Source organism: Pseudomonas sp. Pse79, assembly GCF_024519615.1.
Classification (GTDB): Bacteria; Pseudomonadota; Gammaproteobacteria; order Pseudomonadales; family Pseudomonadaceae; genus Aquipseudomonas; species Aquipseudomonas veronii.
In genome coordinates this window covers 112864-127264 of sequence record NZ_JALJRR010000008.1, presented here as the reverse complement: position 1 = coordinate 127264, position 14401 = coordinate 112864, and the positions used below count along the sequence as shown (strand labels likewise).

The following is a 14401-nucleotide window of genomic DNA, read 5'->3' as shown; positions in this document are numbered from 1 at the left end:
TAAAATATTCTTTGAATACTAACCGCGTTCAACCGGCTCCGCCAGCCATCGTTGTAGAGGGTTTTTACCCTTTGAAATAAATGCACCGGGGGCAAAACCCACCGCGCAAAAATCCTTTGGTCAGCCTCGACGGGCCCGTCTGCCAAGGCTTGCGCTGATATGGCGCAGTGTCACTACTTGCTTTCGAGCGGTGGCCCCGGTATAAAAAATCAAATTTATTTTTAAAACAATATTTCCCGCGTGGAACTTTTATGGTCGTGAAGAAAGTCAGTTCTCCAAACGTTACCAAGACTCGATTGCTGGATGCGACAGAGGCTCTCTTCATCAAATACGGGTATGACGCTGTTTTGTTGCGGCAGATTACCGAGCGTGCCCAGGTGAACCTGGCTGCGGTGAACTATCACTTCGGGGACAAGGACGCCCTGATGAAAACCCTGCTGATGCAGCGCCTGGAGCCGCTCAACGAGCAGCGCCTGGAACTGCTGGCACGCTGCGAAGCCGAATCTGACGGCCCCCTCGATTGCGACACGCTGCTCGGTGTGCTGTTCGCCCCGGCCATGGGCCTGGAGCGCAGCGACCCGGCGAGTGGGGAAGGGCGTTCGTTCATTCGTTTCCTGGGGCGGGTCTACAGCGACACCTCGCCGTTTATCCAGGAATACCTCAAGGTCCATTACCAGCCGGTGTTCCAGCGCTTCTTCGAAGCCTTCGCCCTGGCCTTGCCGGACTTGCCGCGCAACGAACTGGGGGTACGCCTGCAATTTGCCCTCAAGGCGATTTCCGGTGTGATGGCCGGCACCGAACTGCGCCTGCTGATGAACTCCATGAGCCTGGGCCGCCCGGCCACGGATGCCGAAGTAATGGCCAAGTTGATCACGCTGGTCTCGGCGGCGATTCGCGTGCCGCAGCAAAGCCCCGAGGCGCAAGTGGCGTTGGCCAAGGTGCTCGATACCCAGCGCGCCATTCGCGAGCAAGCGTCCGCGCCCGTCGGCAAGGTGGCGCGCTAGCTCGAATCCGGGACAAAAAAAAGCCCGCTGGGGCGGCGGGCTTGATGTGCAACGTTTGTAACGGATGAGGCTTTACCCTACGTCCCGCGATGTGAATAAGTCGTGAAAAATATGTAGGAAAAGGTTTGCGAATAAAAAATTTGTGATCCGCGCGTGTTCCGTTGCGGTACCGTTTGTCGCTACTGTCAAAACTAACAGGCCGCGCATGGCATCAACGAACGCAAGTGCCGCGTCGCGCGTATTCACGCGGTTTTGACGTTTTCGTCGTCGGTGACCGATTGGCCGTTGCGCGGCGCAGTCGTGCAGGTGCCCTTGCCGATATCGGCAGGTGTTCTACTGACTGCCGGGCTTCCGAATAGGTAGATTCACTGCCATCCGTCTGAACTGTAATTTCTAACAGGTACCCGCGTTGCTAAAAGCGGCGTTTGATTTCACCTGATGCGTACCCGCTTAGGAGAATGATCATGCCAACCAAATCTGCCGGTTCGAAAAAAGCCGTCGTAACAAAGTCGACGGAAGAAAAAACCAGTACGACGAATTCCAAGCAGGCGGCGACCAACAAACCGTCTGCTTCAGCACCGCCTGTCGCAAGTGCGACAAAGACAGCCGCCAAAAATAAACATTCCCCACGAACACCCGTACCGCCACCGGTTTTGCAGGACCTTGACTCTCCCTACACATCGCCCGCGCGGGTCATACCCGTCTTAGGGGCCGCCTATGGTATTGGCCGGCGTCATATCCGTGATGGATTGACCTACATTTTCGAGCGCTGGGTTCAGTGCAGTGCAGGTGACGAATATCGAATCTGGATGAATGGAATATTGATGATGCAAGAGAAGGTGACGGCTGCCAACGAAGGCGACCCACGATTTTTTTTGGTCATTCCCAGAAGCAGACTGCTGCTGTTTTTTGTCGAAAATGTCTACGGCGAGGTCATCCGAGTTGGTTCTGGTGTGGAGAGTTCTTCTGTACCTGAAAGAGTTCTGATCCTGGACACACTGCCTGGTGGAGAGGGCAACTGTGATGGAACCTATCACCATGGTCTGACCTTTACACTTACCGACACATTTGTTGATGCCGTCGTTGCCGCTCGGGGCGTTGGGGTCACCATCCACGCGTGGGTAAACATGCGGGTCAATGACCTGGTGATGTTCTACTGGGGCGGTTACCGCTATGAACTCCTGCCTATCCGCGCCGACCAAGTCGGGCATGACCTGACGTTTACGATAGAGAGTGAGTTCTTGGTGGCTGTCGGTAGCGGCCATTTTGTCGTGCAATTCTATTTGTATGATGAGGTTCTGGATGAGTCCGGCCCGTGCCATCGGTGGGGCAAACCGATCCCCGTCAATGTTGACCTTGATACCACGCTGCTGGATGAGCCGGAGATCGTTGAAGCCGATCACCTGACATTGATTCTGGAAGCCGATGAATTGCATGGCCTTCCGGCTACCGGGTCTGTGTTTATCCGCAGAAATGATCCGAACTTCGTCCGTGGCGATTACCTCATATGGACGGTGGAAGGCACTACGGTGGAGGGGGAGCCTGTTACGTTTGATTTTCGCGTGGAAGTTGTTTTGAGCAGCTACAACGATATTTCAATCCCCAATGCATTTGTCCGCTCATTGATACAGAGCACCCTGAGAATTTCCTACGTCAGGGAAAGAGACATGTTGCGCGCCCGCTCGACTGTCTATACGGTCGCGGGCATCCGCTACACGCTCCCCGCACCCGACGTCACTCAGGCCCACGGGCCATTTGTCGAGCCGGATTTGGGGTTTATCACGGTGGCGATGCCCGACTATGTCCCGCCAGGCAATGCGGGAGATGATCTGCAAGTCAGTATTCAGGCTGAGCGCCTGGATGGCAGCGTGGAGCGCGTGTTCAGTCACCGAGTTGCGGGGACCCATCCCCGGTTCCGGGATTTTGTCAACGCGGAATACGCACGATTTGAAGGGCTGAACCGCACTCGGGTCTATTACCAGGTCACGGGGCCGGCAAGCGTTCGTGAATCGGAACGTCGATACATCCAGGTCGGCCGGCCGCCACGCAGCCTGGTTGCGCCCATTATCCAAGAGGCAGACGCCACCCACAATATTGATCCCGGGGCAGTGGGCAGTGTCGCTACCTTTGAAGCGCGTGCGGAGTTCAGGGCAGGTGACGAAGTCGTCATCAAGTATGTGGGCTCGGTCACCGGGATCACCCTTGTCGACTATCGGCTGGCGGTGAATTCCAATCCACTCTTGGTGGATGTCCCTAGGCAACTGATTGTGGATAATCTGGATGGCACGTTGATTGTCAGTTATACGCGCAGACGGTTTGGCGTCGATGAGCTTTCCGAGGAGACGACTTACACCATCGGGCGGGCATTGGGCGAGTTGTTCTCTCCTGAAGTGCTGGAGGCGACAACGGGGCCGGATGAACTGGATCCGTGGTTGGTGGCGATTAGCGGCGCCACGGTACGCTGCCGCTATGACCAGCCCAAGAACGGCGATCAAGTTGAAGTATGCTGGCTTGGGCTGGCGGGTGCCGGGACGTATTTTGAAGTCAAGCCTGCCAACAGTGGTGACGCTTTTGTCGAGGTAACCATTCCGGTCCCCGTCATTGGCTTCAATATCCATCCTCTGGGGCGTGATATTGACGTGTCGTTTAAGGTGATTCGCAACGGTTTCCCCACGGCTTCACCCGTTCTTACGCTGAACCTGCTGACCCTGAATCACTTACCTGGTGCGAAAATAGATAGCATCGGCAATAGCGCTATTCTTGAAATCCCCAAGCTGGACGACCTCGACAAAACTCGCGTGGCACCTTGGATCTATATCGAGAGGGGACAGCGTATGTGGTTGAAGTACTCCGGAACGCTGAATACCGATGTTCCGTACAAGGAAGAAACCTATGAAGGCCGTGAAGTCTCTGTCGAGGATGTCAGCAACGGCCCCGCGCCCTATACCCCTGTGGGAAGACTACGCAACTTGAAAGAGTGGACGAGCCTGACCATCGAGTTTGGTGTCACGTTCGATCAAAGCAACCACATTGCCAACGCCGTGTGGTTCGACACCCGCCACCATATGGTCCAGACAGAGTCCAACATATTCCCCCATCCGGAAATCAAGTATTCGACCCCGCCGAGTGGGCCCGAAGTGATCATCCACCCCCTGACCGTCGAGAACAAATGCCAGGTGTTGGTGACCTATCCCAATATGAACCAGGGTGGGACAGATCTGATTACCTTGTACTGGCTCCACGCGGACGGCACCGTGACCGAGGTCGGCACAACGTCTGGTCTGGACGGTGGCACGGTAACCTTCAATGTCGATAATAAGTTGGTGGGTGTGAGCATCAATAGCACTGTCCACCTGCAGTACGAAGTGATATTGGGCCGAGGCGGGGATGGATCGTCGCAAGTGCAGACCGTGCATGTCCAGGCCATTCCAGAGAGCAGCTTGCCAAGGGCCTTGATTAACCGTATTGCCCACGGCGGAACCATAAATCCGGCGAACTTGACTGGCGATGCGATACTGACGATGGCCAAATGGGCCTACAGCCAAAAAGATCAAGTTGCCTGGATAAGCCTGTCGGCCCCCGGTGCGGTCACACAAGATTTGCTGGTGGCTCACAGCGTTTCGGAAAATGAAGCCATCAACGGCTTCGCGAATATCAATGTGTTGCGCAGTTGGCTGCTGTCTGTACCGAACAATGGCACGGTCACGGTCCTTGTCTCCATCAACTTCAACAAGCAGGCTGACAAGTCACGAGCGGTACCTTTCCCGTCGACTCAATATCAGATCGTCCATGCAACAGCACTTGTTTTCAATCAGGCCACGGTTTATCTGAACAAGAAGACATACCTGATCGACGGTTCTCCAGATGTACTGCCGGTATTCGGTCCGGGTAATCAGGTGCAGCACCAGGCAACAGGCGGAACACCGCCTTACACGTACCTGACATCGAATGGAAATGTCGCCAATGTCCACAGCACTTCGGGTTTGGTCACGGTGCGCGGGAACGGCAGTGCATCAATTACGGTCCGTGACTCTTCGGTACCGGCACAAGCTCGCAGTTACACCGTGGTTGTCAGTAACATCGTGCGGTGTGTCGGCTTGGGCCGAAACACGCTTGGCGTCATCCGGAACAATGCGAGTGCTGCTGGCGCTCGTTTGCCTACTCTTGATGAAGCCCGTGAACTGCACCAGGCTTATGGAAATCGCTGGCCGATGGGCGTTGCGCTCTATTGGACGTCAACGTACTCGCACAGCTTTTTATTTAGTAATTACTACTATGGCCTGAACATCAATACCGGCGCTGTCCAGGCTGGGAAAGATCATATAATCGGGGACCACTTCAATGGTGTTGGGCTCAGGTAGCGCCAAACACCAAAAAAAGCGGAGTTGCAGAGGCTCGCGGTAAATCGTGAGCTTCTGTTTTTATCTGCTCGAGTGTGCGACTAATCGCGGCTTTTCCGTTGGACGGTCAAATCTTCCATCGATTCGCGCTCAGCGCCAACCGTGAACGCATCGCCTCGACATTCGCCACCAGTTGCATCGTCAATAACCGATACCCGTCCAGTGCGTTATGCACCGAGCCCCCCAACTGCGGTTCAATGAACGCTGTGTTGCCCGGCCGCTCCAGTCGCTCGGTAGCCCCCGATTGCAACGCTCGCGCCATCCCCACCCACTGCACCCGAATCTGCCGATGCTCGGCCTTCAACATCAGCTGCATCCGCGCCATTGCCTGTTCGTCGCGAGGGTCTGGCCGGGTGTTGCCCAGAATCTCCAGGGTGCTGATGCACATGCGCAAATGCCGCTGGATCGTGTCCAACTGGGTCATGGAGATCCGTACCTCCTTGGACACCGAGGGCATCAACGACCGCAGTTGCAGCATCGCCGTATTCACGCGGCTGAGCAGTTTGAGGTGTTCGTCGTCGGTGACCGATTGACCGCTGATGATGCGGTTATAGATCGCGGCACAGTCGCGCAAGGCACTGGCCAGGTTGTAGCGCCAGGAGTACACGGCATACAGCGGCAAGGCGAAGGAAAACGCCAGGGCCAACGCAATACCGATCAGGATATCGACCGTGCGCCACAGCCCGTCCGACAGCGGATTGTCGCCATGCCCGGCGACGATAAACACGGTGATCGCCGACAACAAGGCGGTGTATCCGCCCTTGCCGATGGCGTGATAGGAGAAGAACCCGCACACCACCGACATCAACAAGTAGGTCAGCAGCGGCTGCCCCACATACGTCTCCTGCACCACCAGCAGCAAACCGACGCTGGCGCCGATCAGGGTGCCGTAGGCGCGTTCCATGGCTTTCTTGCCGATGTTGCCGTGGTGCTGCAGGCCGCCGATCACCACCAGCATGGTCACCGACGCCCACTCGCCGTGGGGCAGGTTGATGCCGGTGGTCAGCAGGATCGTCGCCAGCAAGCCGATGGACACGCGCACGGCGTGGATCAGCTTGGCATGGCGATAGCGGCGGTAAGGGTCGAGCAGCGGGCGCAGCAGGCGCCGGGCAAATACAGGCAAGTGCAGGTTAATCAACGGCGAGGCGTCCTCTAGAAAATGTAGTCAGTGGTCAAGAAGCTCGAGTTGCGGTTGTGCAGGATCTCGCTGAGCAGTGCCTTGTTACTGTCCTGGAACTTGGTCGCCACCAGGGTGCGGATCGAGAACACACGCAAGGCGTCATGTACCGACAGTGTGCCTTCGGCCGAGTTCTTGCGGCCGTTGAAGGGGAAGGTGTCCGGGCCGCGCTGGCACTGGGCGTTGATATTGATGCGGCCGACCTGATTGGCGAAGGTGTCCACCAGCCGTCCGATTTCGGCCGGGTCGGTGCCGAACAGGCTCAGTTGTTGGCCGAAATCCGATTCCAGTACGTAATCGATCACGGTCTCCAGGTCACGGTAGGGCACGATCGGCACCACCGGGCCGAACTGTTCCTCGTGGTACACGCGCATCTGCGGGTTTACCGGGTACAGCACCGCCGGGTAGAAAAAGGTACCGCGACTGACGCCGCCATTGGCATTCACCACGCGAGCGCCGTGTTGGGCCGCATCGGCGACCAGCGCGTTGAGGTAATCGATCTTGCCGGCGTCCGGCAGCGGCGTCAGTGCCACGCCGTCTTCCCACGGCATGCCGGGCTTCAAGGTCGCCAACTTGGCGTTGAATTTCTGGATGAAACTGTCGACCACGTCTTCATGCACAAACAGGATTTTCAACGCGGTGCAGCGCTGGCCGTTGAACGACAGCGAGCCGGTGACCGCTTCGCTGACGGCGTTGTCCAGGTCGACCTGGGGCAGCACGATGCCTGGGTTTTTCGCGTCCAGGCCCAGGGCTGCGCGCAGGCGGTGCGGGCGCGGGTGCAGTTTTTTCAGGTCGCTGGCGGCCTTGTTGGTGCCGATGAACGCGAAGATATCGATCTTGCCGCTGGCCATCAGCGCGCTGACGGTTTCGCGGCCGCTGCCATAGATCACGTTGATCACCCCGGCCGGGAAGCTGTCGCGGAATGCCTCCAGCAGCGGGCGGATCAACAGCACGCCGAGCTTGGCCGGCTTGAACACCACGGTGTTGCCCATGATCAGCGCCGGGATCAGCGTGGTAAACGTCTCGTTCAACGGGTAGTTGTACGGCCCCATGCACAGCGCCACGCCCATCGGTACGCGGCGGATCTGGCCGAGGGTGTCCTGTTCCAGCTCGAAGCGGCTGCTGCGGCGGTCGAGTTCCTTGAGGGCATTGATGGTGTCGGTGATGTAGTCGCAGGTGCGGTCGAACTCTTTCTGCGAGTCCTTGAGGTTCTTGCCGATTTCCCACATCAGCAGCTTGACCACCGCATCACGCTGTTCGCGCATGCGCCGCAAGAACGCTTCGACGTGGCGGATGCGGTCGACCACGCGCATCGTCGGCCATTCCCCCTGGCCGCGGTCATAGGCGCGCACGGCGGCGTCGAGGGCGCTGAGGGCGGTGTCGGCATCCAGCAGCGGCGTGCTGCCGATTTGTACGCGTTCGTCGCCCAGTTGCACCGGGCTGAGCACTTGGGCCAAGGGGCCGTTCCACACCCGCAACTGGCCGTCGACCAGGTAATCGCGCTGTTCGATGGGCGCTCCCAGGCGGAATTGCTCGGGAATATCGGCGGCGCAGGAAGGAAACAGCTGGGCGAGCAGGTTATCGGTGGTCATGTCGCTACCCCTGAAATAGTTGCAAAACATGACTAGAGAGTCACCCAACAACGGGTTCTGTGGCAAGGCTTGCGCGCTTTCTTGTACGCACGGCTGCACATGGCGGGTAAACTGCGAGGCTTTCTTGAAGGAGTTCACATGAGTCAGTACCAGCCGGGCATTCTTGCCGCACCGGTGCCTTTACAGGCACGCCATCTGTTTTTTGCCGTGGACTCCCTGGCCGCTGTACCTGCTGCGTTGAACGCATTGGTGCAGTGGGCGGATTCGGCCGCAGTGGTCGGTCTGGGTGAGCCGCTGGTCAACGCACTGGGCACGCAGATCGAAGGGCTGCGCGCATTCCCAGCTGTCAGCGCGCCGGGCGCGCACAACCCCTCCACGCAGCAAGCATTGTGGGTGTGGCTGCATGGCGTGGATCGCGGCGAATTGCTCTTGCGCAGCCGTGCGCTGGAGAAAGCCCTGGCCCCGGCGTTCCGCCTGGTGCAGTCGACTGAAGGCTTCCGCTACAAGAGCGGTTTTGACCTGACCGATTACGAAGACGGCACCGAAAACCCCCACGACGATGCCGCCGTCGAAGCCGCGCTGACCGACAGCGGCGCCAGCTTCGCCGCGATCCAGCAATGGCAGCACGACCTCGATGGTTTCGCCGCGTTGCCTGCCCAGGAACGCGACCACATCATCGGTCGCCGCCACGGCGACAACGAAGAACTGGAGGACGCGCCCGAGTCCGCCCACACCAAACGCACCGCCCAGGAAAGCTTCACCCCGGAAGCGTTCGTGGTGCGCCGCTCGATGCCCTGGGCAGAAAACGGCCAGGCTGGCTTGATGTTCCTCGCGTTCGGGCATTCCTTCGATGCGTTTGAAGCGCAACTGCGCCGCATGAGCGGGTTGGAAGACGGCATCGTCGACGGCCTGTACCGCATCAGCACACCGTTGACCGGCGGCTATTACTGGTGCCCGCCGCTCAAGGACGGGCGCCTGGACCTGAGTGCCGTGTTGATCTGACCAGGCGTTTGCCTGGGTCATTGCGCCAGCCCACGCGCCATCACCGATACGGAGTTGGCGCGTTTTTTTTACGGGTGCAGGCAACATGAAGATGTTGACAGCCAACGCATTGGCGACTGGAAAAAATCGTCGCAGCCCGTAATCTGGAGGCCTTTTGTCACCTGTGCGGATTGTGCATGTCTTCTGTTGCCGATGGGCTGCCCCTGAACAAACGCCTGCCGGCGGTGATCGCCATTTCCCTGGGCATCGGCATGGCGACCCTGGACACGGCCATCGTCAACACGGCGCTGCCGACCCTGGCCGACGGCATTGGCACCGACTCCGCGTCGGTGATCTGGGTGGTCAATGCCTACCAGTTGGCGATCATTGCCACGGTGTTGCCCTTCGCTTCGCTGAGCGATGTGCTCGGGCACCGTCGGGTGTACCTCGGTGGCTTGTTGCTGTTTATCGTATCGTCGCTGTTTTGCGGGATCGCCGGGTCGCTGGTGACGCTCACGGCGGCGCGGGTGGTGCAGGGGCTCGGTGCGGCCGCGATCATGAGCGTCAACACGGCGTTGCTGCGGCATATCTATCCGTCGCGCATGCTCGGGCGCGGCCTGGGCTATAACTCGCTGGTGGTGGGGCTGGCGTTCACGCTCGGGCCGACGGCGGCGTCGGCGATCCTGTCGGTGGCGAGTTGGCACTGGCTGTACCTGATCAACGTGCCGCTGGGCTTGTTGGCGCTGCTGTTGGGCTTGCGCTCATTACCGGTCATTCCCATGGCCGGGCATGCCTTCGATCGTCTTGCCGCGCTGTTGTGTGCCGGGCTGTTCGCCTTGCTGGTGCTTGGCCTGGGGACGGCGGTGCATGGCGCCCAAGGTGCGTTGACCCTGGGCCTGATCGCGCTGGCGCTGGTCTGCGGCGCGCTGCTGCTGCGCCGCCAGGCCGGGCACCCGGCGCCGATGCTGGCAGTGGACTTGTTCAAGCGCCCGGTGTTTGCGCTGTCTTCGCTCACGGCGATCTGCGCCTTCAGTGCCCAGGGTCTGGCCTTTGTGTCGCTGCCGTTTCTGCTGCAGGCAGTGCTCGGGCACAGCCAGGTGGAGACCGGTTTTCTGATGACGCCCTGGCCTGCGGTGGTGGCGGTGATGGCGTTGGTCGCCGGGCGCCTGGCCGACCGCGTGTCCCTCGGCCTGTTGTGTGGGATCGGCCTGTTGATGCTGAGCGTGGGCATGGCGGCCCTGGCGACGTTGCACAATGATGCGTCGGCGTTCGAGATCGGCTGGCGCATGGCCTTGTGCGGAGCCGGTTTCGGGTTCTTCCAGTCGCCCAACCTCAAGGCATTGATGACCAGCGCACCCTTGGCCCGCAGCGGTGGGGCCAGTGGCATTGTGGCGATCTCGCGGTTGCTGGGGCAGACGCTGGGAGCGTCGCTGGTGGCGTTGTGTTTTCACTGGTCCCTGGGCAGCGGCCCGCACTACGCGTTGTGGCTAGGCTGCGCGTTTGCGTTGGTGGGCAGTGTGGCCAGCGGCCTGCGGTTGTTGCCGTATGACAAAAAGGTTTAATCGAGCGTTGTAAAAAGCCGTTCGAGAAGGCTACGGTGGCGACCTGAATATTTCGGGATGTTTCAGATTTATGGCAAGCCAGGCCCAACGCACTGCCGACATCACCTCCCGCCGCGCCGCGCTGACCTTGGCTTTATGCCTGCCCAGTGATGTGTTGCTTTATCTGCTGCTGCCCATGGAATCCCAGGCATTCGGCATCACGCTGGCCCAGGCCGGGGTGCTGCTGGCGGCCAACCGACTGGTGCGGATTTTCGGTTACCGCCACGTGCTCAATTTCTATGCGCGCCACGGCGATCGTCTGACCTGCATGATCGCCGCCGGTGCCGCGACGCTGTGTGCCTTGGGTAACTCGATGCTGTCGGGCTTCGCTGCATTGCTGGGCTTGCGGCTGGTCTGGGGCCTGTGTTTTGCCGCGTTGAACCTGTCGACCCAAGTGCTGGCGACCGCCGAGCCGACGGGTGCCGCACGCCGGGCAGGGCGGTCGCGGGCCTTGATCGCCCTCGGGCCGATGCTCGCATTGCCGCTCGGCGGCTGGCTGACCTTATGGGCCGGACCGCGTCCGATCTTTCTGATTCTCGCCGGATGCTGCCTGCTGGGCTTGTGGATGGCGCGGGGGTTGCCTACTGTCGGCCATGATTTGCACAGCAGTCCGGGGCGCCGTTTCAAGTGGCCCGACAGCGTGGCGCTGTGGTCGTTTATTGAAGGCGTGGCGCTGGATGGGCTGTTTATCTTTGGCCTGTCGATCCAGGCACAGAAGCTTCTCGGGGGCGACGCGGTGCTGATCGCCGGTGCCTTGATGGCCTTGCGTTATGTCTCGGAAATGCTCCTGAGCCCGCTGGGCGGTCGCGCCGCGCAACGCTTCGGCGCCACGTCGATGCTGTTGTTGTTTTCGTTCCTGAGCGCTTTGGCCCTGGCGGCATTCGGCAGTTATTGGGTGATCGTCGGCGCGGCGGCAGTGCTGGTGTTGCGGGCGTTGCAGTTACCCCTGGTGACGACCTTGGTGGCCGAACGCAACCCCGGTTCGATGCGCGTGTCGGCATTGGCCTCCAACGCGGTATGGCGCGATATCGGCGCCGGCCTCGGGCCGCTGCTGGCGGGGTTGTTGCTGCCGGTCGCCGCGGCCCCTTGGGTGTTTGGCCTGGCGGGCGCCGCGATAGCCATCAGCGCCGTGTTCTGCTGGCGGGCAAAGCGTTCCAACTGACAATGTGAGGTAGTGTGTGACCCGACAAGAAGACTGTGTACGCGTGCTGGATGACGCCTATCGACACTGGACCGGCCAGGGCTTGCCGGCGCCCGAGCATCTGGACGCACAGCAACGCCTGACCTGGCTGCATGCCCATGCGCCCTACAGCCTGCTGGCCCACGATGGCGCGGCGGACCCGCGGTTTAACTACGCCAATGCGTGCGCCTTGGCGTGCTTCAAATACCCGCGCGAGACCTTCATCGGCATGCCGTCACGCTTCAGCGCCTCGGAACTCGACCGCGCCGCGCGCCAGGTGTTATTGGAGCACGTCAGCGCCAACGGCATCGCCCATGGCTACAGCGGCTGGCGGGTGGATGCACATCAGCAGCCGTTCATGATCCATGCCGGTGTGGTGTGGACGTTACTCGATGCCGCCGGCCTGCCGTGTGGGCAGGCGGCGCTGTTCTGGCCGGATGCGCAGCGTATCGGGGTGTTGGCTTAAGCGCCTTTGAAACTGTCCAGCCAGGACGGGTCGAAACGGGTTTGCTCGGTATCGAGCCCCAACGCTTGCATCTTCGCCCTATGTGCCTCGATCTCGCCGACCAACTGCACCTGGGCGCTGGAGTTGGCGTCCAGCTCATGCATCTGCGTCAGCCCCAGGTGATAGAACCGCAGCACCTTGAGCGCCGTCGGGTCATTGGCTTGCACGCGGTCGGTGACCTTGTGCATCACGTTGGTCACGCGCATCAGGTTGCGCTTGAGCTGCCAGCCATACACCGCCGGCGCCAGCCATGGCTGGGTCCAGAACGGGCCGCGCACCAGGGCGAGGGTGATCAACACCCCGGCAAACACCCCACCCACGTTGTAGCGAAAGTTGTCGCCGCCGGCTTCGCCAAACAGCATCACCGCCAGGCTCGACAACAGCATCGCCAGGGCCACGAACAACACGGCCACGATCAACGTACTGCGACGGGTCTGCTGGCGGTAGGTGATGGGGTCGCAGGGTTTGAGTTCGAACATCCGGGGAAAATCTCCTTGGCGTTTGTAGGGGATAGGGCAGGGCGGCATCTTCTCATGCTTGGCGATGGGGTGTGCGGTAAACACGTTGAGCGAAGGCTTGTGGGGCGTTCTCTATGATCGATTACAAGCAGCCCCGGCCCGGATCGCACACGCAATGTCCCGAAAGAGCGTGAGCAACCAAGTGCTGTCGAAAAAAAAGCCCCGTCGTTGAACGGGGCGTTTGTTTATTTGGGCGGTACCCAGTTGACGTCGGTGATGCCGTACTTCTCGGCCCAGGGCCGGGTGGTTTTTTTCACCTGTTCGTGGCCGACCCGACCGATGCGGCTGACATGCGCAATATCGGCATCAACGGCCGCCCAGTGCCAGGCCTCGGCGTTATTCATCACTTCGGCACGCACCACGAAAGACTTCGGTTGACCGTGCAGTTGATAGGTAATGGTGTAGATTTTTGCGCTACTCATGTTGCCTCCCTGTCTTGTTATAGATGGATAGGAAAGCGTTTAAAAAGGTTCATTCGAAATGACAAATTGCCGGTCCGGGCGGCATAGTGGGGCCTTCGCCACGCGCCCAAGGATCGCGTCATGTCCCGCCTGACCCAAAGCCACCTGTACCTGCAACGCCTGGGCTACGCTACGCCGCCGCCGCCGACCCTGCAAACCTTGCAGGACCTGCAATTGCGGCATGTGTGTACGTTCGCCTTTGAAAGCCTGTCGACCCTGCTGCGCTTGCCGGTGCCGATCGACCTGCCCAGCGTCGAACAAAAAGTCTTGCTCGATGGACGCGGCGGGTATTGCTATGAACTGAACCAACTGTTCCTGGAGCTGCTGCAGGAGCTGGGCTTCGACGCACGCGGCATCACCGGACGGGTCGTGATGGGCGGGCCACCGGATGCACACACCGCGCGTACCCATCGCCTGAGCCTGGTGACGGTGGACGGTGTGCGCTATATCTGCGACGTCGGCTTTGGCGGCATGGTGCCGAGCAGCCCGTTACGCCTGGACAGCGAAGCGATCCAGGCCACCGCCCACGAACCCTTTCGGCTGACCGTTAAGCACGGCAGCTACACCCTGTGGGCCGACGTCGGCGGGGAGTGGCGTGGCTTGTATGTGTTCGACCTGCAGGTGCAGGCAGACATCGACTATGAAATCGGCAACTGGTACGTCTCCACCCACGCGGGCTCGCCGTTTCTCGGTCAGTTGAAAGTGGCACTGCTCGCGCCGGGTAAGCGTCACACCTTGAACAACGGCCACTACGCGGTGCACTCCCTGGACGGTCCCAGCGAAAAACGCGCGATAGCCAGTGCCGATGAATTGCTTGATGTGCTGCGCGGCACCTTTGGCCTTCGCTTGCCAGTGCATCAGCGGCTTCGCGAAACGCTCGATGGTTTAGTGTCGGCCAATCTTTAGACGCATTGAGGCCGCATCTTCTCTGGCCCATAAACGCAAAAACGGCACCCGAAGGTGCCGTTTCTGTTTACTGCGT

The 14401-nt window shown here is 60.0% G+C and carries 11 protein-coding genes; 7 read left to right on the top strand and 4 right to left on the bottom strand.

Annotation, left to right across the window (positions count from 1 at the left end):
- Positions 1-251 precede the first annotated feature (251 nt).
- Positions 252-1004, top strand: coding sequence for a TetR/AcrR family transcriptional regulator (locus NR164_RS12725; protein WP_256822809.1), 753 nt, complete (start codon positions 252-254; stop codon positions 1002-1004).
- 464 nt (positions 1005-1468) lie between these two features.
- A complete protein-coding gene (locus tag NR164_RS12720) occupies positions 1469-5365 on the top strand; it encodes a hypothetical protein (protein WP_256822808.1) in 3897 nt (1298 codons plus the stop codon).
- Between the two features lie 106 nt (positions 5366-5471).
- Here the strand turns inward: NR164_RS12720 and NR164_RS12715 are convergent, their stop codons facing one another.
- Together NR164_RS12715 and NR164_RS12710 are read right to left on the bottom strand one after the other, a co-directional pair.
- Positions 5472-6533, bottom strand: a complete 1062-nt coding sequence (locus tag NR164_RS12715; RefSeq protein WP_177032092.1) for an FUSC family protein — start codon at positions 6531-6533, stop codon at positions 5472-5474.
- A gap of 23 nt (positions 6534-6556) precedes the next feature.
- Positions 6557-8173 (bottom strand): NADP-dependent glyceraldehyde-3-phosphate dehydrogenase, encoded by a 1617-nt coding sequence (locus NR164_RS12710; RefSeq protein WP_046485027.1) that lies wholly within the window; start codon positions 8171-8173, stop codon positions 6557-6559.
- Positions 8174-8311: 138 nt separating this feature from the next.
- Here NR164_RS12710 and NR164_RS12705 point away from each other — a divergent pair, with 138 nt between their 5' ends.
- The 4 genes from NR164_RS12705 to NR164_RS12690 all read left to right on the top strand — a co-directional run bounded on the left by NR164_RS12705 (position 8312) and on the right by NR164_RS12690 (position 12401).
- Positions 8312-9175 carry a Dyp-type peroxidase gene (locus tag NR164_RS12705; protein ID WP_128191854.1) on the top strand — a complete coding sequence of 288 codons (864 nt, stop codon included), beginning with the start codon at positions 8312-8314 and terminating at the stop codon, positions 9173-9175.
- A 176-nt stretch (positions 9176-9351) separates the two neighbouring features.
- Entirely contained in the window at positions 9352-10716 is a 1365-nt protein-coding gene (locus tag NR164_RS12700; RefSeq protein ID WP_046382901.1) for an MFS transporter, read from the top strand.
- 70 nt (positions 10717-10786) lie between these two features.
- Positions 10787-11917 (top strand): MFS transporter, encoded by a 1131-nt coding sequence (locus NR164_RS12695; RefSeq protein WP_017848071.1) that lies wholly within the window; start codon positions 10787-10789, stop codon positions 11915-11917.
- Between the two features lie 43 nt (positions 11918-11960).
- Positions 11961-12401, top strand: coding sequence for an MEKHLA domain-containing protein (locus NR164_RS12690; RefSeq protein ID WP_046382903.1), 441 nt, complete (start codon positions 11961-11963; stop codon positions 12399-12401).
- Here the strand turns inward: NR164_RS12690 and NR164_RS12685 are convergent.
- Together NR164_RS12685 and NR164_RS12680 are read right to left on the bottom strand one after the other, a co-directional pair.
- Positions 12398-12919: a DUF3087 domain-containing protein gene (locus NR164_RS12685; RefSeq protein WP_046382904.1), complete on the bottom strand. Its 522-nt coding sequence runs from the start codon at positions 12917-12919 to the stop codon at positions 12398-12400. The two genes, NR164_RS12690 and NR164_RS12685, sit on opposite strands and share 4 nt — an antisense overlap.
- A gap of 224 nt (positions 12920-13143) precedes the next feature.
- Complete coding sequence (locus tag NR164_RS12680; RefSeq protein ID WP_046382905.1) at positions 13144-13380, bottom strand: DUF6555 family protein; 237 nt, start codon at positions 13378-13380, stop codon at positions 13144-13146.
- Between the two features lie 120 nt (positions 13381-13500).
- On the opposite strand from NR164_RS12680, the gene NR164_RS12675 reads away from it, so the two are divergent.
- Positions 13501-14325, top strand: a complete 825-nt coding sequence (locus NR164_RS12675; protein WP_256822807.1) for an arylamine N-acetyltransferase — start codon at positions 13501-13503, stop codon at positions 14323-14325.
- Positions 14326-14401 lie beyond the last annotated feature (76 nt).